Below are 20,208 nucleotides of genomic sequence, written 5' to 3' on the forward strand. Positions count from 1 at the left end.
TAAACACGGCAGACTGTAAATCTGCTCTCTCCGAGTTCGGTGGTTCGAATCCATCAGCCTCCATTTCTTACCTTTTTTTAGGGGCATAGTTTAAAGGTAGAACAAAGGTCTCCAAAACCTTTGGTGTGGGTTCAATTCCTGCTGCCCCTGCCAATTAAATAGTTGTGGCGGTCGTGGCGAAGGGGTTAACGCACTGGTTTGTGGATCCAGCATTCGCGGGTTCAAGTCCCGTCGTCCGCCCATTATTTTCAAACATCTTGTTGGGGATTAGCCAAGCGGTAAGGCAACGGACTTTGACTCCGTCATGCCAAGGTTCAAATCCTTGATCCCCAGTTTTATATGCGGAAGTGGCTCAGGGGTAGAGCATCGCCTTGCCAAGGCGAGGGTCGCGGGTTCGAATCCCGTCTTCCGCTCCATTTTTACTAAGGCGCCATAGCCAAGTGGTAAGGCAGAGCTCTGCAAAAGCTTTACCCCCAGTTCGAGTCTGGGTGGCGCCTCCACAAACAAGCCGGAGTGGCGGAATCGGCAGACGCACAGGACTTAAAATCCTGCGGTAGGTGACTACCGTACCAGTTCAAGTCTGGTCTTCGGCACCATTTTTACAAAATTTCATATGCCGGCATGGCGGAATGGCAGACGCGCTCGACTCAAAATCGAGTCCGAAAGGGTGGAGGTTCGAGTCCTCTTGCCGGTATTACGAAAAGAAAAGACCTATGAAATGTTATATTTCATAGGTCTTTTCTTTTTCCTACGTATATATTCATACTTTTATTATTCAATTGAAACATTCATCTTGACGTTGTTAACATACAAGGTTACCCTAAAGGGACAATTCTTAATTTGTTAAAAAAGGGTGAGGTATCTTTTGAATTGGCGTAAATCTTTAACCTTTAAATTTGTTGCCGGGTTCGTCATTATAATATCTCCACTGATTATCTTTTTATTATATAACAATTTATATGCGATTAGTGTTGTTCGTGAGAAAGTGTCAGGAGCTAATCGTAACTTTCTAGCTGACTATGTCAAGCAAGTGGATAAGCAAATGAAAGAGACGAACAACTATTTGAATATGGTGAATGAACGGGAACCTGATGTGAATTTGCTGCATTTTATGGAATACGGTACGGATGATTATATGTTGACGAAGCAAAAAATATTTACAAGATTCCAGGTCGATTTGGGCTACTTCCAAGTGATTGATACGATTTTCTTGTATAATATCAAGGACAAGGATATCGTATTGAATACACGATCTGATTACTATTTGAATGAAAAGGTGATTGCCGATTATATTGAAGCTCATCCGAATGATGGGACACAAGCGATTGGATCCTGGCAATTAATTAAGGTTGGCGATGAAACCGCATTCATAAAATTAATTAGAAACAATAATCTAGTCGTAGGGTGTTGGATCAAAGCGAATACCGTGGCGGAACCATTAGCGGTTTTGGATGTTGATAATGGTGGTGGGGCAGCTCTCATGACTTACGAGGGGAATGCCGCGTCTAAAACGAGTCTGACTGCATCGCAAATATCTATGGTGTCGCATTTGCCAGAGCGGTCAGAGGATCCATTTCAAACGGTAACGGATTCGACAAATAATAGTTCTTATCTTGTTGTTGATATTCCCTCGACAATGGTCCCTATCAAATATGTAGTGCTTTTACCCGAAGCCAATATGCTTAAGAATCTGCCTTTTTTTCGTTTGGCCATCTATGTCATTCCATTGGGCGGTTTGCTTATATTATTCTTTTATTTCATTTTCGTCCGCAAGGTTCTCCTTACTCCGATGAAGAAATTGATTCGAGGCATGCAGAGTATTACACGAGGGGATCTGGATGTTAGACTCTTAGGAGATAATACGACGGAGTTTGCTTTTGTTATTCGAACGTTTAATAATATGGCAGGTGAAATCAGCAATCTGAAAATAGACGTTTACGAGCAGCAGCTGTTAACGAAAGAAGCCGAATTTAAACATTTGCAGGTACAAATTAAACCTCATTTCTATTTAAATTCATTGAACATTATTACTAGTCTTGCTGCAACGAAACAGTATGATCTTATTCAAAAAATGGCCAGATACTTGGCTGAGTATTTCAGATTCAATATTTCAACGTCCCAACGGACGGTAACTTTGAATGCAGAGCTCAATCATATTCGTAATTATCTAGAAATCCAAAAGCTTCGCTTCCCGGGCAAACTGACCTATGATATTCATATTTCTGATCAATTGGCCGAGTGCTCCATCTTACCGCTCACGATCCAAACATTAGTTGAAAATTCAATTATACATGGTTTTATGAATCGCCGTGAGCTTTTCGTGATTGAAATTGAAGTTCATGAAGAGATGATGGCAAGAGCAGGCGACTATGGAAAAATCGTTTGGGTGCAAGTGAAGGACAATGGAGTTGGGTTCGCCCCTGAGATGTTGAATAAGCTGCAGAGCGGCAAATTTAATGAAAAATCCAGTGATGGACACTTGGGCCTTCACAATGTTCTTTTACGATTGCAAATGCGTTATGGGGATCAGGCAAAATTATTGTTCAGTAATGGGGAAACGGGCGGTGCAATTGTGACAATCGGTATTCCCGCAATATATGTGGAAGAAGAGGTTGATGAGAACGATGACCTATAATTTATTGGTTGTAGACGATGAGTTCTACGCCGTACAGGGTGTCACTCAAGGTATAGATTGGACAGAGCTGGGGATAGAGCAGGTATACGAGGCTTTTGATGCGGAGGAGGCGAAAGAAAGATTCTCTCAATCGCAAATTGATGTAATGATTTGTGATATAGAAATGCCGAATACGAACGGTCTTGAATTGATTAAATGGGTGAAAGTCAATTCACCAGGGACAGAGACGATCTTTCTCACCGGCCATGCAGATTTTACATATACACGAACTGCGTTGCAATCGGGTTCATTCGATTATATGTTGAAGCCATTCGACTACGATGAGCTTAGGACGGTTGTGGCTCGAGCACTTGAGAAAATTGTAGAATCTCGCGAAGCGAAAAAGTTTAGTGAAGTCCATCAACGGTATTATTCGTTATTTCAGACGCATAAACCATTATTGGAAGAGAAATTTTGGCAGGATTTACTTGCGAGGCGCATACCGCCTTCCCGTTCGTCGCTAGAGTCGCTAATCGCTTCGTATGAGCTGAATTTTTCTTCAGAGAGTGATGTATTACCGGTGTTGATCTCTGTCGAACTGTGGAAAAAAGAGCTGAGCGCCCGGGATGAGGATATTATGGAGTATGCGCTCCGGAATGCGGCTGCTGAAGTGATTTTGGCCGAGGAAACGGGCGCAGTTCTGCAAGATCGTGGCGGGAATAACCTTGTATTATTTTATGTGCAGCGGGATCGTCCGTTGGATATGCAGGGGCTCATTTCACGTTGCGAACGCTATATTCAATTGTGTAATCAGTATTTTTATTGTAATTTGAGCTGTTATATCGGTGAAGCGGCGGAGTTTGGCGGTTTTCTGGAAATGTATGTCCATTTACTGGAAACCGAGAGGAACAACGTGACGCAGACGAACAGGGTGATCCCATTCGGTATGCAGCGGGAAGCATCAGGACAACCACTTTCCATTCCTTGGGTATCCGGTATTTCCGTATTGTTCGATCTCGGCAGTAAGGAAGATGTTGTGAATAAGTTGGATGAGATTTTTGCGATGCTGGAGGCTGAACCAAGCCTAACGATCGAAACGCTGGAATCTTCTTATCATGCACTGGTGCATATGATATTTCAAGTGTTTCATAAACGGGGCTTTACAATACAAGATGTGTTCCCAGCTCGTGATTTATCAGACAGCGCATCGGTTACACGTTCCTTGCTGCAATTCAAAGCTTGGTGTTATCGCGTTGTATTAGGCTGCATTGATTATGTAATCGTCAAAGAAAAGGGAGAAGCATCAGTCATACAAAAAATCTCTTCCTATATTGACGACCATTTACGTGAAGATATTACGCGTGAGCAGATCGCGGATTACGTCCATTTTAATCCAGCCTATTTGTCCCGGTTATTCAAAAAAGAAACGGGTACGTCCTTAACCGATTACATGTTGGTTAGACGTATCGATAAGTCAAAGGATTTGCTAGCTTCGTCCCAGATCAAAATAGGAGATATTGCGGATATGGTAGGGTACGGTAATATTCCATATTTCACAAAAATGTTCAAAAAATCGACGGGACGTACGCCTAGAGAGTATCGAAAAGAACAGCAGCGTGGTTCATAATGTAAGAGCCGTTCCGACAGGAGCGGCTCTTTTTATTGCGCAGGATGGATGCAATGTAGATAAAAAGTAACAAAAGTAGAAGAAATGAGGTCACAATAAGCTATAGAGCGCAAAGGTAAGGCATCCTATAATGAGGATATAAAAGAGAAAAAGAAAAAGAGAAGAAATCGGAGCAGATTGGAGGAAGATCAATGAGCAGCGCAGATACGCAGCAGTTACCTGCACAAATTCGCGATCAATTAACCGTTAGGCCCAAAAAAAAGGTGAGCTATTTTTGGCAGAAGAAAGCGTTGTATTTTATGCTGATACCAGGGGTTCTTTATTTATTACTGAATAACTACCTTCCTATGTTCGGTATCATTATTGCATTTAAAAAAATCAATTACACGGATGGCATCTTCGGTAGTCCATGGTCAGGGTTCGATAATTTCAAATATTTATTCGCAACCTCAGACGCATGGCTAATTACCCGGAACACGCTGCTCTATAATGCGGTGTTCATCGTATTAAATCTTGTTTTCGGGGTAGCAATCGCTATTCTGTTAAATGAAGTAAAACAAAAGCTATTATCGAAGTTTTACCAGTCAGTTGTATTTTTACCATACTTTCTATCCATGGTTGTTGTGGGCTATGTTGTACTCGGGTTCCTTAGTATAGAGACCGGATTTATTAATAAATCGATTCTGGAGCCTCTCGGGCTGGAAGGAATCGATTGGTATTCGGAGTCCAGCTATTGGACGATGATTCTTCCGATTGTAAATACGTGGAAATATGTTGGCTACTCATCCGTTATTTACTTGGCGGCTATCGTCGGCTTCGATCAAGAATTGTATGAAGCAGCGACACTTGATGGCGCAAGTAAAATGCAGCAGTTCCGGTATATTACGATTCCGCTTCTGACACCGCTTATCATTATTACCACGCTGCTTGCCATAGGACGGATTTTCTACTCGGACTTTGGACTTTTCTATCAGGTTCCGTTGAATTCAGGTCCGTTATTCCCTACTACAAATGTTATTGACACCTATGTGTATCGGACTTTCCTTATCAATGGAGATATCGGGATGTCGTCTGCAGCTGGTTTATATCAAGCGGTTGTAGGATTTATTCTAATCCTTGCCAGCAATATTGTCGTGAGAAGGGTAAGTAAAGAAAATGCATTGTTCTAATTCGGAAAGTGGTACGAAGTCAGAATCTTTGGAGGTTAAAAGATGTCAAATACATCTGTATTGAATAAAAAGGTAACTGGACTCGATGTATTCGTCCATATCCTCTTTATTGTCATAGCCATTCTATGTATTGCTCCGCTAATTCTAGTTATTTCGGTCTCGTTTTCAGATGAAACGTCGATTATAGCAAATGGGTTCAAATTTTTCCCTGAACAGTTTAGTTTGAAGGCTTACGATATTTTGTTCAAGGACTTGAGTCAGATCATTCGTTCCTACGGGATATCGCTATTTGTAACGGTTGTTGGCTCCGCGCTTAGTTTGATCCTGATTGCTCTCTATGCGTATCCGCTATCGAGGGAGGACCTGAAGTATCGTAATGCTTTCGCCTTCTTTATCTTCTTTACAATGCTCTTCAATGGCGGTCTTGTTCCTTGGTATCTGGTGTATGTAAATATTCTGCATTTGAAAAATACCGTATGGTCGCTTATCTTGCCGTTATTAATGACACCCTTCTTCGTAATCGTGATGCGGACCTTTTTCTCTACAACAATTCCAACCGCATTGCTGGAATCTGCTAAAATTGACGGAGCTAGCGAATTGAAAACATTTATAAGAATTGTTCTTCCACTCTCGTTGCCTGTCCTTGGTACAGTTGCATTGTTTAACACGGTAAACTACTGGAATGATTGGTTCCTCAGCTTGGTGTTCATATCTGATAGCCATAACATTAGCTTACAATATTTGATGTATAAGACTTTGTTGAACATTCAGTACATTACCTCGAACTCGGCCGTTCTAAACGGGATTTCAAGCGGAGGCGGTCAAATCGACTTGCCATCCAGAACGCTTCAAATGGCAATGGCAGTCGTGGGAATTGGACCTGTCGTGGTCGCCTATCCGTTCTTTCAACGGTACTTCGTAAGAGGGCTCACGATTGGCGCAGTAAAAGGCTAGCCCCGGGTTTTTCCCGGTTTTCATACAGGTTAGTACTAAAAATTATAAACAATTTTTGAGGAGGGTTTTACATGAAGAAAGGCAACAAAACGCTGTTAACCACGTTATCTGGGATGATGGCCGTTAGTATGGTTCTAGCAGGTTGTGCAAAATCAAACGAAACAACGGCTTCGCCAGCAGCAACTGCGGCTGCTACAGCTGCGGCAACCACTGCACCGACAGCTAGCGGTAAAACAGAGCTTGTAACGCTTTACTATCCGGGTGCGGAGCAAAAAGATGTGAAATCCGTTGAGGAAGAAGCCAATAAATATTTGAAAGACAAATTAAATGCAACGATCAAAATTAATGCAATCGATTTTGGTCAATGGAATGATAAACTAAACCTGATGATCGCTTCCGGCGAAGAAGCAGATATCATTTTCACAGCTGCATGGCAAAATTACACAGTTAACGTTGCCAAAGGCGCATTCCTGCCGCTTAACGATTTGTTAACTAAAAATGGTCCTGATATTATTAAGAATTTGGATCCTGCTTTCCTGGAAGGTTCCAAAATTAATGGCAAAAACTACGGCATACCGACAAATAAAGAGCTGGCAGCCACACGCGGTGTTCTCTTACGTAAAGATCTTGTAGATAAATATAAAATTGATCTTTCAACGATCAAAACTTGGAAAGACCTTGAGCCAGCTCTGAAAACAATTAAAGAAAATGAGCCGGGAATTACCCCATGGTTTATCGCTAATCAAGGTAATGGCGGCAGCAGCGGTATTTTGGATAACCTTGACTGGGATTATCTGGGCGATGCTTCGGTACCAGGTGTCATTTCTAAAACTGGAAAAGATACAAAAGTGTTAAATGCTCTGGAAACGCCAGAATACAAAGAAGCAGCTAAGCTAGTTCGTGCTTACTACAAAGCTGGCTATATCAATAAAGATGCAGCAACAACGACTGTATTCCCTAAAGATCAAGCTAAAGCAGGTAAAGTGTTCATGTGGACAGACGGCTTGAAGCCTGGTAAAGACGCAGAAACAGAAGGTTATGTTGGCTCGAAATTGACGCAAATTGATTTGACTGCACCAACGATTTCGACAGGCGATGCATCCGGTGCGATGCTGGCTATTTCCAAAACGTCCAAACATCCTGACCTCGCTATGAAAGTGATTAACCTACTGCACTCCGACAAAACGTTCAATAACTTGATTAACTTCGGTATTGAAGGCAAGCACTATGTGAAAAAATCAGAGAATATTATTGAACTGCCAGCAGGTAAAACGGCTCAAGACACAGGCTACAACCCAGGCGCACAATGGGAATTAGGCAACCAATTCCTTAACTATCTCTGGACGAATGAAGATCCAAACAAATGGCAAAAATTCAAAGACTTTAACGCTAAAGGCGTAAAATCCCCTGCGCTGGGCTTTGCTTTCAACAGTGAGCCAGTTAAAAATGAAATTGCTGCTTGCGCGAACATCGGCAACCAATATGGACCGGCGCTTTCCGCAGGAACGGTTGATCCGGATGAAGTGATTCCTAAATATCTTGAAAAATTGAAAGCAGCAGGCGTTGACAAAATCATAGCTGAAAAACAAAAACAATTGGATGCTTTCTTAGCAGCAAACAAAAAGTAAGGATTTCGTTGCAAAAGAGTTGGGGCCCTTCGCTCCAGCTCTTTTGTGTGATTATCGTAGAACAAGATTCGAAAGGGGCAACTAAGATGTCAACCGTACAATTTCCTTCAGATTTCAAGTGGGGGGCAGCCACTGCGTCATATCAAGTAGAAGGCGCCTATAAAGAGGACGGCAGAGGGCTGTCCATCTGGGATACCTTCTCCCGCATACCGGGCAAAGTATCGAATGGGGATAATGGAGATGTCGCTTGCGACAGTTACCATCGTTATGAAGAAGATATTCAAATGATGAAGGATCTCGGTATCACGGAGTATCGCTTCTCGATGGCATGGCCGCGTATCGTCCCCGATGGCAGTGGGGAGATCAATGCAAAAGGTCTTGATTTCTATCATCGTTTTGTAGATGAATTGCTTAGAAACGGAATTAAACCGGTCTGCACATTGTATCACTGGGATTTGCCGCAAGCTTTGCAGGATAAAGGTGGATGGGCGAATCGAGCAACCATTGATGCTTTCGTTCGGTATGCTGAGATTGCGTTCAAAGAATTTCATGGAAAGATCAAGGATTGGATTACCTTAAATGAGCCATGGTGCATCTCCTTTTTATCCAATTATTTAGGCTTGCATGCGCCAGGCTTCAAAGATCTTCAACTTGCTGTCGATATCTCACATCACTTATTGGTCGCACATGGCAGGACTGTCCGGAGATTCCGTGAGCTTGGTTTCGGTGGAACGATTGGGTATGCGCCGAATGTGACATGGATTGAGCCTTACAGCCCGCTTGATGAAGATGTGCAAGCAAGCAGGAGAGCGACCGGCTGGTTCACGGACTGGTTTTTCGAGCCAGTATTCAAGGGAACCTATCCGGAGTATCTGGTACAGTGGTTCAAAAGCAAAGGAGCCGAACTTCACTTAGAACCAGGCGATTTAGCTGAAATTCATCAGCCGATTGATTTTCTAGGCATCAACTACTACACAGGCAATGTCGGCCGGAATAAAGAAGGCGAAGGTCTCTTTGATTGTGAGGATATCGACATGGGTTATGAGCGAACTGATATCGACTGGCCTATTTATTCAGACGGCTTCTACAATGTATTGCTGTATCTGCAAAATACTTACGGCAACACGCCAATCTACATAACGGAGAACGGCGCTTGCTATAATGACGAACCGGTAGAAGGCAGGGTTCGGGATGATAGGCGGATTGCTTATTTGAGCAAGCATTTGACGCAGTTGAATCGCGTTATAGCTGCAGGTGTCCCGGTGAAGGGCTATTTCGTATGGTCGTTGATGGATAATTTCGAGTGGGCGGAGGGCTACAGTAAAAGATTCGGGATTGTCCACGTGGATTACCGGACATTGAAGCGCACGAAGAAAGATAGTTTCTACTGGTATCAGAAGGCAGCCACAAACGGTTGGTTTACGATTTAATGGAGATGTAAAAGGAGCTGGGTTCGAGTTGAACCCCAGCTCCTTTATTTTTGGCTATGCGCTTCACAGCTTTGTAATTACCAAGCAAACATAGTCATGGTTATGATAACAAGCAGAATAAACAGCACGAGAACAGCCGCGGAAGAAGTATGTCCATGGCCATATCCAACAGCACCAGTAGCAACACCCATTTCATGTCACCCCCCATCTCCCTAGGATGCTCTCTGTCGAATCGGATGAGAGACTGTATATCCTATGGGGCGGATGTGCATTTTGCTTGGGTTTTTCGCCTATATGGTTTTGAAAAATAACGGATTAGGCATATGCCTTTTTTTATGAAAATGCCAGATGTATTGAACATGAGGCAGCAGCCCTCCATATGGTAGAAAAGAGGTTATTTTGCCATTTGGAGGTGCAGGGACTATCGAGTACTTAGATATGTTGGCTAAGCTTGGGGTGGGGAATGCGCATCCCGGAGGATTCGGGGAGACAATCGAACAGCTGCGAAAATATCCGATTGCAAAAGGTCAGCGCGTCCTGGAAGTTGGCTGTGGCACGGGAAGAACGGCTTGCTATTTGGCGGAGCAAGGGCTGGATGTAACGGCTATCGATATTCGTCCGGAAATGATTGCGAAAGCTAAGATTCGGGCAGAAAAGTTGGGGATGCAGGTACGATTTATGGAAGGCGATGTGTGCCAGCTGCCTTGTGAGGCGAACAGCTTCGATGTCGTGATGGTCGAATCTGTAACTAACTTTGCCGACGCACAAAAAGCTGTAGCGGAATATTATAGAGTTTTGAAGCCTGGAGGAAAGCTCTATGACCGGGAAGTGATCCGAATTAAGGAGATGACACCGGTTATACATGGTGCCTTGTGCGGCTTCTATGGAGTTAACAAACTATTCAGCATAAATGAGTGGGCGAATCTGTTGGAGATCAGTGGGTTTACCCAAGTAGACTCCTCAGGCATACATCCTTTCCCTCAGACGATGTTCGAGGATCAAGTGCAGTATCCGGATCCCGTGCATCTATCCGATAAGCAATCGTTCCTGGATCCGCGTATTTGGCAAATTACGGCGGAGTACGATGAATTGGTGAACAAGTATCACGACTACTTGGGATATACGCTGATTTTGGGCACAAAGTAGCCGAACTGTCAGCAGGCAGGAATTTGCCCCCTCTATGGCGAACTTTTTGAGAAAGATTTATCATTGGGGGCTGCTTCTTGTGGACTTGATAGCACTAACTGAACGCATTCCGAACCGGAAGGCAAAAGAAATATATGAGTGGATTTGTCGTCAAACGAACGTATCCAAAACGGATTTGCTTGATCAGAGCGGCATGACGGTCAGTACGCTGACCCGGTTGTTAGATGAATTAGTAAGCCAAGGTCTCATCTTGGAATCTGGGTTTGGGGCGTCAACAGGCGGCCGCAGACCTATTTTGTATGAGAAAAATCCGCATTACGGCTATGTATTCGGTCTGGAGATATCAAGGACACTCTCTAAGCTTGTCTTGGTGGATCTAGGGATGAATAAGCTGGATGCGCGGAGTTGGAACATGAGCGCCGAGCTGACGCCAGAAGTTCTCATCAGCCTTATTACTGAGGAAGTTGAGCATATGCTCGCGGCGCACAAGCTGGATAAATCAGTGGTGCTAGGTCTAGGCATTGGTGCGGTTGGGCCCATAGACCGTTTATCAGGCATTATACTGGAGCCTGCCTACTTCCCGGCAAGTGGGTGGAAGAACATTGAAATCTGCAGGAGGCTCTCAGAAAGCATCGGGATTCCTGTTCTGCTTGATAATGGAGCCAACACGGCCGTCTTGGCGGAATCGTGGATTCAACGCACGCAGAGCTTCAAACATCTCCTATATATTCATGCGGGCATTGGCTTGCGTTCTTCCGTAGTGTCGGAAGGGAAAGTGCTCTATGGGGCTGTTGATATGGAAGGCTCCGTCGGTCAGATGATTATTCAGACTGACGGAGTGGCTCATAGGAATGTGTCCGGCAACTATGGAGCCTTAGAGTCATATGCCTCCCTATATGCCATTGAGAAAGCTGCGCGCTCAGCGCTAAAGCAAGGGAGAGCGACCCTATTGACGCATTTCGTCGATGATCCTGATCAATTGAAGTATTCGCATGTCTTAGAAGCGCTCAAAAAAAATGATCCCCTGGCTGTGGAGATCATTACGGAAGCTGCAACTTATTTTGGCATTGGATTGGCCAATTTGTTAAATATTTTGCACCCGGAGAAAGTCATTCTCGGAGGTCCGCTCATTGCGGGAGGCGACTTGTTTTTCCAGACGGCTACGCAGGTAGCAATTAGAAAGACATACTATTATCCAGCCTATCAGGTTGTATTCAGCAAAGGCCAACTAGGCGAAGAAGCGCTTGCGATCGGCGCGGCCGTGATGGTCATGGATCAATTAGTCAGGCAGTAACGTTACGGAGGAAATTCAAAAGTACCGTATTAAAGGCCTCGGGCTGCTCCTGTGGTGTCAAATGAGAGGCAGCCGGTATGACCTGGAAGTTGGCGCCTTTAATTCGGTCGGCCATTGCTTTCATCACATCGATCGGCGTAATCGGGTCTTGTTCGCCTGCGATTACGAGCGTCGGGATGGTGATCGAATCGAGCAGCTCGACAGAGTCGCCACGGAATGCCATCGCTAGGCTAGCGTGGACAAGCCCTTCCGGATGCATCGAGCCCATGATGCTGTTTAGCTCATCAACGAGCTGGGGTTGGCTTTGCCTAGTTGACTCCGTTAGCAGTTTCGGCAGCATCGCATCCCTTGCTGCTGCAGCGCCTTTCTCATAGAGGGAGGCGGCCATGTTCATCCGATTTTTGCGTCCTTCCTGTCCATCTGCCTCAGGACGTGTATTCGCAAGTACGAGCGCTGAAAACCGTTCGGGTGCTTTGCGCAGTAAAATAAATGCAATATAGCCTCCCATGGAGAAGCCGCCTAGAGTGGCTTTTTGTATGTTCAATTTATCCATAAGCGCTAAGATATCATCGGCATATTGGTCCAACGATACATTCGTCACTGGCACATCGGATTGCCCCATACCTCGCAAATCGGGGGTAATGACGCGAAAAGAGGGGGATAATGCTTGTACCTGCAGGTTCCACATCCGGTGATCCAGAGGGAAGCCATGCAGCAAAATAACAGGTGCCCCCTGACCCTGCTCTTCTACATATATATGTGTGTCGTTAATGTTCACTTTCATCTCATCCATCTCCTTCATTTTCCATTTTCTTAGTTTTCTTTATTTTACACCAATCCTATTCGGGTATCCAAAGTTATGTCATAACATTTTCATTATGGTTAACACATACTTCTCTAACAATTGTTTGGTATTCTCAAATTATCCCGAATCTTTACAATAAATTACATGACATAGAGATCAAGAAATGGGGTCATTTAGATGACAAAGAAGCCATGGTCCACGCAAGAATTAGATAAGTTGATTCGCCTTTCTGCCGAATGTCCGCCCGTCGTAATTGCCAGAGAATTATCCCGTCCGGTGACTTCAGTGCGCAAGAAAATGCGTGAAATCGGCGTGAGTTATGTAAGCGGTGAACAATGGAAAAAGCGACAAGTGCAGTACCTCATTTCTGATGAAGGCGGATCTTATCATAACTTAACGTTATCATCTAAAGAAAATGAGTTTGATTCTCCTGTTTTGGATGAGTTCTGGGCCACGTTGGTCACCATGGCTAGAGTAGCAAAAAAGAGAGGAAAGCGCGTGGATGTGCTTTCTTTCATTGATACGTACCGTAAAATTAGAATTGGCGGGTAACAACTTGTCAATAGGATAAAAGGTGAAATCTCATGTAAAGAGATTTTACCTTTTTCTTTTAAGAGGTTCCCCCTACAATGAGTAGAGATTAACAACAGGGGGATACCACATGACCAGAATTCCAATTATATCTCTAATTCTTAAGTATGATACAGCGATTTGGGTCAGAGTCATTGGCACAATTCTAACCTCGTTAGCCGGATTTATGATGAGGCCTTATCTGGTGTACTATTTGTACGATAAGCTGGATGGCTCCATTTTATTATCTATGCTATTAGTAGGTTTGCAACCTCTCTGCGGGATTTTCGTGAATATGTATGCGGGCGGCTTAAGCGACCGCTACGGGCGTAAGCCCTTATTGCTTGCGGCTTTAATCATTCAGGCCTGCGCGATAGGCGGATACATATTCGCTAATAATGTTTGGGAGTTCGCGGTAATTTCCATTATCAATGGGATTGGGCATGCCATGTTTGGACCGGCTGCAAATGCACAAATTTCAGATGTTGTTCCTCAGGAGAAGCGGGCAGAAGTGTTTGCGCTGCTGCATACCGCACTCAATATGGGCTCTGCGTTTGGACCGCTTATCGGGCTTTTGCTATTTACTTGGAATCCGACAATCATTTTCTTGACTTGTTCGGTTGCACTATTTGCTTATGCGTTGCTTGTGTTTATGAAGGTTCCGGAAACAATGCCGGAGAAGAGTGCCGAACAGAAGGCTGCTTCGAGACAAAAGCAGAAAATCAAATGGATGGATCACAAGCCGTTGTTATGGATCACCCTGCTGGGAGTGCCGGTTTCGATGTTGTACGCGCAGACGGAATCAACGTTCCCCCTTCACCTGCAAAACCATTTTGAGAATTATAAAACCGTGTTTGCTTCCATCGTGACGTTCAATGGTCTTATTGTCATCGCCCTTCAGCTATGGATTGCCAAGCGAACGGAACATGTTTCGGCTTTTATCGTTATCGCGGTGTCTTACCTGTTATTCGCCATTGTTGCGCTAGGTTATGGACTTGTTCCTGCCTTTGCCATTCTTCTTTTTGTTGAATTTTTATTTACCATTGGTGAAATGTTGTATGGCCCACATATTCAAAAAGTGATCTCGATTATTGCGCCGGAGGAACAAAGAGGCTGGTATTTCTCTGTGCACGGGATGAACTGGCAAGTGTCGCGCGCAGTCGGACCCGTGCTAGGCGGGCTTATTTTCAGCCATTTCGGCGGTAACATCATGTTCGCAGCCTTAAGCGTGATCATTGTCATCGCAGGCGTTGCACAGACGATATACATCCGTAATTTGCACAAGAAGAAAGCCGTGTCTAGTGTAGATGTGACTTTGCAAACATAGTGATAAGGCTCCTCCATAAATCGGGGGAGCTTTCTGTTTTGACATACATCCGTAAGCTTCAGCCTCGAATTCTGCGGTATACTAAGTCCAAAGCTAAAACGGAATTGAATTTGTAAAATTGTAAGCTTCTTTTAAGGTTTATGCGTTATGCTTATAAAAAAAGCGTGATTGAAGAAGGAAGTGGCGAGGGTGGATTCAAAAAGAGGCTGGTTAAAGCAATCTTTTGGCAAACGATTGGCAAGCATTCATAGCTGGAATGCTTGGATTCTGCTGCTTTTGACGGTTACCGGTCTTGTACTTAGCCTAGGTGCAATCCGGGGAGATTTGGGAGCTTTCCGTGTGACCCTCAAGCAGCTCCACATTTATCTTGGCGTCGCTTCGCTCTTGCTTCTTGTATTATATGCACCGATGCTGCGCAAGCACTGGCGCCAGATTCGCACGCGCACCAATCAACGCGCGAATTTGGTGTTCGTGCTCGCACTGCTGATCGGTTGGGGCGCGTCTGGAGTGATCTTGTGGCAGTTCCGCCATCTGCCGCCGCTCTGGAATAATACAGCACTCCTCATCCATGATATTCTGACCTGGGTCGGAGTGCCGTATGCCCTGTACCACGCCATCTCGCGCAGCCGATGGCTGAAGCGCCAACAGCGGCCCCAGCAAGCCGCTGTAGCCCCAAGTCCGCCCGCTGCGCAGGCGGTCGAACCCATAGCCGCCGCCAGCTTCGCAGAGGCGGCGGAGCCCAGCCGCGCGGCGTCAGACGCCGCGGCAGCGCGCTCGGCAGCGCAGGCGGTTATCGCCGCGCTGAAGGCATCGTCGATCGCACGCGCATCGTTCCTGCGGCTTGCCGCAGGGCTGCTGCTAGTGATCGCGGTCGGTCCCGCCTTTTACCGGTGGGTAAAAGGCGCGCTCGACACCGGCGGCAAGACGACCGCCGAGGTTGCCGCGTCAGACGGCAACCGGATGCTCCCGCCGCCGGAGCCGCTGCCAGACTCCTCCGCTGTGATCGGCGGAGGAGCTCAGGGGAATTTCCGTATCTACACCGTTACGGAAATTCCGGCCTTTTCTTCGGATACGTGGCAGTTCGCCGTATCCGGGCTTGTCGATCATCCCAGCGTATGGAGCTGGGAACAGTTCCTTACCCTGAAGCGTTCGGTTCAGGTGAGCGATTTTCACTGTGTCACAGGGTGGTCGGTTTACAAATGCACATGGGAAGGTATTCCGCTGAAGCAGCTGCTGGCTGCAGCAGGGGTTCAATCCTCTGCAAAATTCGTGAAGTTTTATTCAGGCGATAAGGTGTATACGGACGCGTTATCGCTGGATCAGGCAGATATGGAAGATGTTATGGTCGCTGTTCTGTTGGATGGCAAACCGATCCCACAGAAGCTGGGAGGTCCAGTCAGACTCATCGTTCCCAAGATGTATGCGTATAAGTCCGTTAAATGGCTTCAGGGCATTGAACTGATCGATAAGGAGCACATCGGATACTGGGAAGTCAGAGGCTATAGCAATGATGCTTGGACAACGGGTTGATCAAGAGCATGTATGAATAGATGCAAGTCCCTGACTTTCCCAGCGTTTTTTGGTATAGTAAATACTAATTGTGCAGATGGGAAATGAGGGATCGCCGGATGGAAATTATGTCAATTAACGTTGGTTTGCCGAAAACGATGATTTACCATGGAAAAGAGCTGGTTACGGGGATTTATAAGTCGCCGGTCAGCTCCTCTTTGTATGTGTCGAAGGTGCAATTGGATGGCGATGGTCAAGCGGATTTAATCAATCATGGGGGCGAGGATAAAGCACTCTGCGTTTATTGTGAGGAGCATTACCTTTACTGGGAGACTGCCATGGATAAAAAACTGGAATTCGGGGCGTTTGGAGAAAATCTTACGGTGCGCGGCTTATCGGAGCAAGAGGTCTGCATCGGCGATACGTTCGAAATTGGCGAAGTTGTTGTCCAGGTATCTCAGCCTCGCCAACCTTGTTTTAAGCTGGCAAAGCGTTATGATGTGGCGGATCTTGCTGTACAAGTCCAGGATACTGGCTATACGGGGTACTATTTTAGAGTGCTTAAAGAAGGGATTATCCCTGTAAATCCCCCGATTAAGCTGCTTGAGAAGGATGAAGCGGGTGTAACAATAGCTTATGCTAATGGCATCAAATATCATGATAAAGCGAATGTCGCGGGTGTAGAACGCATTTTGGCTGTGGAAGCCTTGTCTAAGAGCTGGAGAGAATCCTTCGCTAAGCGTTTGCTTGAACTGCGAGCATGACAATGACGGGGGTAATTTTAGCGGGGGGCTCCAATCGCAGAATGGGCGGAAGGCTGAAAGCGCTCCTGCCGGTTGACGGAGAACCGCTGCTTGTGAGGCAGTTGGCAGAGATGGGCTCGATTTGCAAGCAAGTTCTTATTATTACCAATGCGCCCGAAGCATTGGCAGAACCCCTCTCTACAGTCTCTAATGTGGATGTCCAATGTTTCAGCGACCGTTATGTGCAAACGGGACCTTTGGGAGGACTTCACGCAGCATGTCTGGCTGCAAATGAGCCTTTGTTGTGGGTTGTTGGCTGCGACATGCCTTATATTTCAGCTGCAGCAGCAAAAGCGATGGAACGGCAATGTGTCGAAGCTGGCTGCGATGCCGTGGTACCTGTCATTGATGGACGCGTACATCCGCTTCATGGCATTTACTCCCGAAATATCGGGGAAAGCGCTGAGACTTTGTTGGTGCAAGAACGATACCGATTGATGGGTCTGCTCGAGCAGATTGCATGGACGGCAGCAGACCAAGATTTTTTTAGAGAAAGAGGCATTCCGACTCACTTTGTGATGAACGTGAATACACCTGAAGATTACCAGAAAATATCACATTGAATGTGATGAGTGGGTGAAGACATCCCTTTTTTAGCTGGAAATTAAATGTGCATGCTATGTTTTTGTTAGAAAATATGCCATAATGGACAAAGAGAGAAGGTGAACTCTTATGCCGCAGCTGTTAGTGGATCGGTTTGGAAGGATGCACGATTACTTGCGCATTTCTGTAACGGATCGTTGCAATCTACGTTGTGTATACTGTATGCCTGAAGAGGGGATGGAGTTCGAACCCGAAGACAGGCTTTTATCATTTGAAGAAATAACCGAGGTTGTCCGTGTATTAGCTGGACTTGGTGTGCGTAAGTTGAGATTAACAGGTGGGGAGCCGCTTGTACGCAAAAATCTGGAGCAGTTGATCGGTATGCTGTCGCAAATTCCCGGCATTGAGGATATTGCTTTAACGACAAACGGGATCTTTTTTGCATCGCGGGCTGAGAAGCTTCGTGCCGCGGGGCTTACCCGTGTAAATATTAGCTTGGACTCGTTAAAAGCGGACCGATTCTCGCTCATTACAAGAGGCGGCGATATTCGTCGCGTGCTTGAAAGTATTGAAGCCGCGTATCGTGTAGGTATAACGCCGATTAAGCTCAATGTTGTTCTCATGAAAGGCATTAATGATGACGAAATCGAAGATTTCTTACAAATGACTATCGATCGTGCCATTCAGGTTCGATTTATCGAATATATGCCAATTGGCCATCAAGACGAGAATTGGAAAGCGCGTTATTTACCGCTGACAACCGTACTGGATCGCTGTGCAGAAAAGGGCTGGCTTGCAGTTCCATCCGAAGCTGTCTATGGCAACGGCCCGGCTCAGAGCTTCAAGATTGAGGGTGCTTTAGGCTCGTTCGGATTGATACATCCGATTAGCGACCACTTTTGTGAAACATGCAATCGCTTGAGAATTACTGCAGACGGCAACGTAAAGCCTTGTCTTTATTGGTCTGATGAATTCAACGTTCGGAAATACATTGGCGATGACAAGGCCGTCGAGGATCTGTTCTTCCGCGCGCTTGACATCAAACCGCAAAATCATGAGATGGCTCAGGCGCTCATGAATCAAGAGCAGTCGCATACCCCGACGCTGCGCAGGATGTCGCAGATCGGCGGTTAAGCGTCAGCTGAACCACAGGAGGGGCAGAAGCTTGTGAGCAGCGATTTGAAATTCGGGCGTAAAGTAATCTCTGTCGATGAAGGCAGAGCCATCTTGCGCACACATACTACGCTAATGGAAATAGAGCAGGTTCCATTAGCCTCCGCTTTCAGCAGAAGGTTGGCAGTCGATGTAAGAGCGGATCATCCTGTACCTCATTTTAGAAGATCAGGCGTGGATGGTTATGCTGTCTGCTCAGCGGATATTCGGCAGGCGACTCCTGAAGCTCCTGTCCAGCTCAAGGTCATTGAGCGCATCCCTAGCGGCACGGTACCACAGCTATTTGTTCAGGCTGGCTGCGCTTCACGTGTAATGACGGGAGCTCCTGTCCCGGAGGGCGCTGATACGGTTGTGATGTTAGAGATGACGGATTCCATGCAGGATGAGGGACAAGCAGCGTTAGTTTGTATAAAAAAAGATGTTCCTGCTGGAAGCAACATAACTCCCATCGCTGGCGAGGTTGCCGTGGGGGAGCTTTTGCTGCAGCGAGGAAGTGAGATTGGTCCTGGTGAGGCAGCGATATTGGCTACTTTCGGTTACAGTGAAGTCCCTGTATACCGCAAGCCTGTTGTCGCTATTTTCTCAACGGGCTCAGAGCTTCTAAACGTTCAGGCCCCCATGGAGCCTGGGCGTATACGCAACAGCAACAGTTACATGTTGGCTGCACAAGTAGAGGCTGCTGGCGGCCTACCGATGATCATGCCCGTGTTATCGGACGATGTGCTGCAAGTGCAGGCTGCGCTAGAGGCTGTTATTCCGCAAGCGGATCTTATCGTCACCTCAGGCGGAGTGTCCGTTGGCGATTACGATGTGCTTGTCGATATATTCGGCCGTTTTGATGGCCAACTGCTTTTTAATAAAATTGCTATGCGGCCTGGAACTCCGACAAGCGCAGCTTTGTGGAGGAATAAGCTATTGCTCGCTCTTTCCGGGAATCCGGGCGCTTCATTTGTCGGGTTTGAACTCTTCGTGAAACCGCTGATCCTGCATATGCTGGGCTGTGCTGAGCCTTATCCTGTGGCGATAAGCGCATTTTTGGAAGTTGATTATGACAAACCCTCAGCTTATCCAAGATATGTGAGGGGAACGAAGCGCGTAGAGAACGGCAGTCTATGGGTGAAACCCGCTGGTATAGATAAATCGAGCATTATGGTGTCTATTAAGGATGCGGATTGTTTGATTAGGCTGCCGGCTGGAGGAAAAGGCTTTCAAAAAGGCGACCCTGTTGTCGTAACTAATATCTAGCACTATATAAATAACGACCAATTGGCCTGCTTAGCGCTGCTTCAAAAGAAGCATGCGTTGGCAGGCCAATTGGTTGTTGAGAGAAGAAAATAACATTAGATAAAAGTACGTAGAATGATAACGAGCAGGACATAGAGGACGAGAATTGTTCCTGCGGAAGTCCATAGTCCACCTCCGCCTACAGGCGTTTCACAACCGCAACCAGCTGCATATGACATCGTATTCCCTCCCTCTTTTGCATGCTTTTAAGTGTCGTACCCATTAGTAAGGGAAGATTCCGCGTGTAATGATGACTAACAATAGGTACAGAACAAGAATGGCGCCTGCAGATGTCATGCCGTAACCAACTGCATCACTCATGTGCCATCCCC

19 protein-coding genes and 7 tRNA genes are annotated in these 20,208 nt (G+C 45.9%); 22 read left to right on the forward strand and 4 right to left on the reverse strand.

Annotated features, from left to right (window positions below):
- Nucleotides 1-79 precede the first annotated feature (79 nt).
- The 13 genes from ABRS97_RS15340 (at nt 80) to ABRS97_RS15400 (ending at nt 9,422) form a co-directional block, all read left to right on the forward strand.
- Nucleotides 80-153 (forward strand) — tRNA-Trp (locus tag ABRS97_RS15340).
- Between the two features lie 14 nt (nt 154-167).
- Nucleotides 168-240 (forward strand) — tRNA-His (locus tag ABRS97_RS15345).
- Between the two features lie 21 nt (nt 241-261).
- Nucleotides 262-333 (forward strand) — tRNA-Gln (locus tag ABRS97_RS15350).
- 8 nt (nt 334-341) lie between these two features.
- Nucleotides 342-416, forward strand: a tRNA-Gly gene (locus ABRS97_RS15355).
- 10 nt (nt 417-426) lie between these two features.
- Nucleotides 427-500: transfer RNA gene (locus ABRS97_RS15360), tRNA-Cys, on the forward strand.
- A gap of 7 nt (nt 501-507) precedes the next feature.
- Nucleotides 508-596, forward strand: a tRNA-Leu gene (locus tag ABRS97_RS15365).
- Between the two features lie 19 nt (nt 597-615).
- Nucleotides 616-694 (forward strand) — tRNA-Leu (locus ABRS97_RS15370).
- A gap of 171 nt (nt 695-865) precedes the next feature.
- Entirely contained in the window at nt 866-2,635 is a 1,770-nt protein-coding gene (locus ABRS97_RS15375; RefSeq protein WP_367815265.1) for a sensor histidine kinase, read from the forward strand.
- Complete coding sequence (locus ABRS97_RS15380) at nt 2,616-4,241, forward strand: response regulator transcription factor (protein ID WP_367859119.1); 1,626 nt, start codon at nt 2,616-2,618, stop codon at nt 4,239-4,241. The genes ABRS97_RS15375 and ABRS97_RS15380 overlap by 20 nt, the downstream gene beginning before the upstream one ends.
- 191 nt (nt 4,242-4,432) lie before the next feature.
- Nucleotides 4,433-5,410 (forward strand): ABC transporter permease, encoded by a 978-nt coding sequence (locus tag ABRS97_RS15385; RefSeq protein ID WP_483312465.1) that lies wholly within the window; start codon nt 4,433-4,435, stop codon nt 5,408-5,410.
- 42 nt (nt 5,411-5,452) lie between these two features.
- Nucleotides 5,453-6,364, forward strand: a complete 912-nt coding sequence (locus tag ABRS97_RS15390) for a carbohydrate ABC transporter permease (RefSeq protein WP_367815269.1) — start codon at nt 5,453-5,455, stop codon at nt 6,362-6,364.
- A 71-nt stretch (nt 6,365-6,435) separates the two neighbouring features.
- Nucleotides 6,436-7,992, forward strand: a complete 1,557-nt coding sequence (locus ABRS97_RS15395; RefSeq protein WP_367815270.1) for an ABC transporter substrate-binding protein — start codon at nt 6,436-6,438, stop codon at nt 7,990-7,992.
- An 86-nt stretch (nt 7,993-8,078) separates the two neighbouring features.
- The gene (locus tag ABRS97_RS15400) at nt 8,079-9,422 is read left to right on the forward strand and encodes a GH1 family beta-glucosidase (protein WP_367815272.1); all 1,344 of its coding nucleotides are present in this window, start codon (nt 8,079-8,081) and stop codon (nt 9,420-9,422) included.
- A 77-nt stretch (nt 9,423-9,499) separates the two neighbouring features.
- On the opposite strand, the gene ABRS97_RS15405 is transcribed toward ABRS97_RS15400, so the two are convergent.
- Nucleotides 9,500-9,613 carry a YjcZ family sporulation protein gene (locus ABRS97_RS15405; RefSeq protein WP_367815273.1) on the reverse strand — a complete coding sequence of 38 codons (114 nt, stop codon included), beginning with the start codon at nt 9,611-9,613 and terminating at the stop codon, nt 9,500-9,502.
- Nucleotides 9,614-9,821: 208 nt separating this feature from the next.
- Here ABRS97_RS15405 and ABRS97_RS15410 point away from each other — a divergent pair, with 208 nt between their 5' ends.
- Together ABRS97_RS15410 and ABRS97_RS15415 are read left to right on the forward strand one after the other, a co-directional pair.
- A complete protein-coding gene (locus tag ABRS97_RS15410) occupies nt 9,822-10,568 on the forward strand; it encodes a class I SAM-dependent methyltransferase (protein WP_367815275.1) in 747 nt (248 codons plus the stop codon).
- A gap of 34 nt (nt 10,569-10,602) precedes the next feature.
- Nucleotides 10,603-11,862: an ROK family protein gene (locus tag ABRS97_RS15415; RefSeq protein WP_367815277.1), complete on the forward strand. Its 1,260-nt coding sequence runs from the start codon at nt 10,603-10,605 to the stop codon at nt 11,860-11,862.
- Here ABRS97_RS15415 and ABRS97_RS15420 read toward each other — a convergent pair.
- On the reverse strand, nt 11,852-12,646 hold the full coding sequence (locus ABRS97_RS15420) for an alpha/beta fold hydrolase (RefSeq protein ID WP_367815279.1): 795 nt from the start codon (nt 12,644-12,646) through the stop codon (nt 11,852-11,854). The two genes, ABRS97_RS15415 and ABRS97_RS15420, sit on opposite strands and share 11 nt — an antisense overlap.
- A 198-nt stretch (nt 12,647-12,844) precedes the next feature.
- On the opposite strand from ABRS97_RS15420, the gene ABRS97_RS15425 reads away from it, so the two are divergent.
- The 7 genes from ABRS97_RS15425 (at nt 12,845) to ABRS97_RS15455 (ending at nt 19,837) form a co-directional block, all read left to right on the forward strand.
- Nucleotides 12,845-13,219: a hypothetical protein gene (locus tag ABRS97_RS15425; protein WP_367815281.1), complete on the forward strand. Its 375-nt coding sequence runs from the start codon at nt 12,845-12,847 to the stop codon at nt 13,217-13,219.
- Between the two features lie 109 nt (nt 13,220-13,328).
- Entirely contained in the window at nt 13,329-14,564 is a 1,236-nt protein-coding gene (locus ABRS97_RS15430) for an MDR family MFS transporter (RefSeq protein ID WP_367815283.1), read from the forward strand.
- A gap of 189 nt (nt 14,565-14,753) precedes the next feature.
- The gene (locus tag ABRS97_RS15435; protein ID WP_367815285.1) at nt 14,754-16,094 is read left to right on the forward strand and encodes a molybdopterin-dependent oxidoreductase; all 1,341 of its coding nucleotides are present in this window, start codon (nt 14,754-14,756) and stop codon (nt 16,092-16,094) included.
- 83 nt (nt 16,095-16,177) lie between these two features.
- Nucleotides 16,178-16,837 carry an MOSC domain-containing protein gene (locus ABRS97_RS15440; protein WP_367815287.1) on the forward strand — a complete coding sequence of 220 codons (660 nt, stop codon included), beginning with the start codon at nt 16,178-16,180 and terminating at the stop codon, nt 16,835-16,837.
- A gap of 2 nt (nt 16,838-16,839) precedes the next feature.
- Nucleotides 16,840-17,439, forward strand: coding sequence for a molybdenum cofactor guanylyltransferase (gene mobA / locus ABRS97_RS15445; RefSeq protein WP_367815288.1), 600 nt, complete (start codon nt 16,840-16,842; stop codon nt 17,437-17,439).
- A gap of 109 nt (nt 17,440-17,548) precedes the next feature.
- Nucleotides 17,549-18,553 (forward strand): GTP 3',8-cyclase MoaA, encoded by a 1,005-nt coding sequence (gene moaA / locus ABRS97_RS15450; protein ID WP_367815289.1) that lies wholly within the window; start codon nt 17,549-17,551, stop codon nt 18,551-18,553.
- Between the two features lie 33 nt (nt 18,554-18,586).
- Nucleotides 18,587-19,837, forward strand: a complete 1,251-nt coding sequence (locus tag ABRS97_RS15455) for a molybdopterin molybdotransferase MoeA (protein WP_367815291.1) — start codon at nt 18,587-18,589, stop codon at nt 19,835-19,837.
- A gap of 95 nt (nt 19,838-19,932) precedes the next feature.
- On the opposite strand, the gene ABRS97_RS15460 is transcribed toward ABRS97_RS15455, so the two are convergent.
- Together ABRS97_RS15460 and ABRS97_RS15465 are read right to left on the reverse strand one after the other, a co-directional pair.
- Nucleotides 19,933-20,055, reverse strand: coding sequence for a hypothetical protein (locus tag ABRS97_RS15460; RefSeq protein ID WP_367815293.1), 123 nt, complete (start codon nt 20,053-20,055; stop codon nt 19,933-19,935).
- 43 nt (nt 20,056-20,098) lie between these two features.
- Nucleotides 20,099-20,197 carry a dihydroorotate dehydrogenase gene (locus tag ABRS97_RS15465; protein ID WP_367815295.1) on the reverse strand — a complete coding sequence of 33 codons (99 nt, stop codon included), beginning with the start codon at nt 20,195-20,197 and terminating at the stop codon, nt 20,099-20,101.
- Nucleotides 20,198-20,208: the final 11 nt, after the last annotated feature.

This window comes from Paenibacillus tabacirhizosphaerae (assembly GCF_040812395.1).
GTDB lineage: Bacteria > Bacillota > Bacilli > Paenibacillales > NBRC-103111 > Paenibacillus_E.

What these genes read in the sequence shown, in the direction of transcription:
- ABRS97_RS15380 (WP_367859119.1), top strand. Translation starts at nt 2,616, where the DNA reads ATGAGAACGATGACCTATAATTTATTGGTTGTAGACGATGAGTTCTAC.
- ABRS97_RS15385 (WP_483312465.1), top strand. Translation starts at nt 4,433, where the DNA reads ATGAGCAGCGCAGATACGCAGCAGTTACCTGCACAAATTCGCGATCAA.
- ABRS97_RS15390 (WP_367815269.1), top strand. Translation starts at nt 5,453, where the DNA reads ATGTCAAATACATCTGTATTGAATAAAAAGGTAACTGGACTCGATGTA.
- ABRS97_RS15395 (WP_367815270.1), top strand. Translation starts at nt 6,436, where the DNA reads ATGAAGAAAGGCAACAAAACGCTGTTAACCACGTTATCTGGGATGATG.
- ABRS97_RS15400 (WP_367815272.1), top strand. Translation starts at nt 8,079, where the DNA reads ATGTCAACCGTACAATTTCCTTCAGATTTCAAGTGGGGGGCAGCCACT.
- ABRS97_RS15405 (WP_367815273.1), bottom strand. Translation starts at nt 9,613, where the DNA reads ATGGGTGTTGCTACTGGTGCTGTTGGATATGGCCATGGACATACTTCT.
- ABRS97_RS15415 (WP_367815277.1), top strand. Translation starts at nt 10,603, where the DNA reads ATGGCGAACTTTTTGAGAAAGATTTATCATTGGGGGCTGCTTCTTGTG.
- ABRS97_RS15420 (WP_367815279.1), bottom strand. Translation starts at nt 12,646, where the DNA reads ATGAAAGTGAACATTAACGACACACATATATATGTAGAAGAGCAGGGT.
- ABRS97_RS15425 (WP_367815281.1), top strand. Translation starts at nt 12,845, where the DNA reads ATGACAAAGAAGCCATGGTCCACGCAAGAATTAGATAAGTTGATTCGC.
- ABRS97_RS15430 (WP_367815283.1), top strand. Translation starts at nt 13,329, where the DNA reads ATGACCAGAATTCCAATTATATCTCTAATTCTTAAGTATGATACAGCG.
- ABRS97_RS15440 (WP_367815287.1), top strand. Translation starts at nt 16,178, where the DNA reads ATGAGGGATCGCCGGATGGAAATTATGTCAATTAACGTTGGTTTGCCG.
- mobA (WP_367815288.1), top strand. Translation starts at nt 16,840, where the DNA reads ATGACGGGGGTAATTTTAGCGGGGGGCTCCAATCGCAGAATGGGCGGA.
- moaA (WP_367815289.1), top strand. Translation starts at nt 17,549, where the DNA reads ATGCCGCAGCTGTTAGTGGATCGGTTTGGAAGGATGCACGATTACTTG.
- ABRS97_RS15460 (WP_367815293.1), bottom strand. Translation starts at nt 20,055, where the DNA reads ATGTCATATGCAGCTGGTTGCGGTTGTGAAACGCCTGTAGGCGGAGGT.
- ABRS97_RS15465 (WP_367815295.1), bottom strand. Translation starts at nt 20,197, where the DNA reads ATGAGTGATGCAGTTGGTTACGGCATGACATCTGCAGGCGCCATTCTT.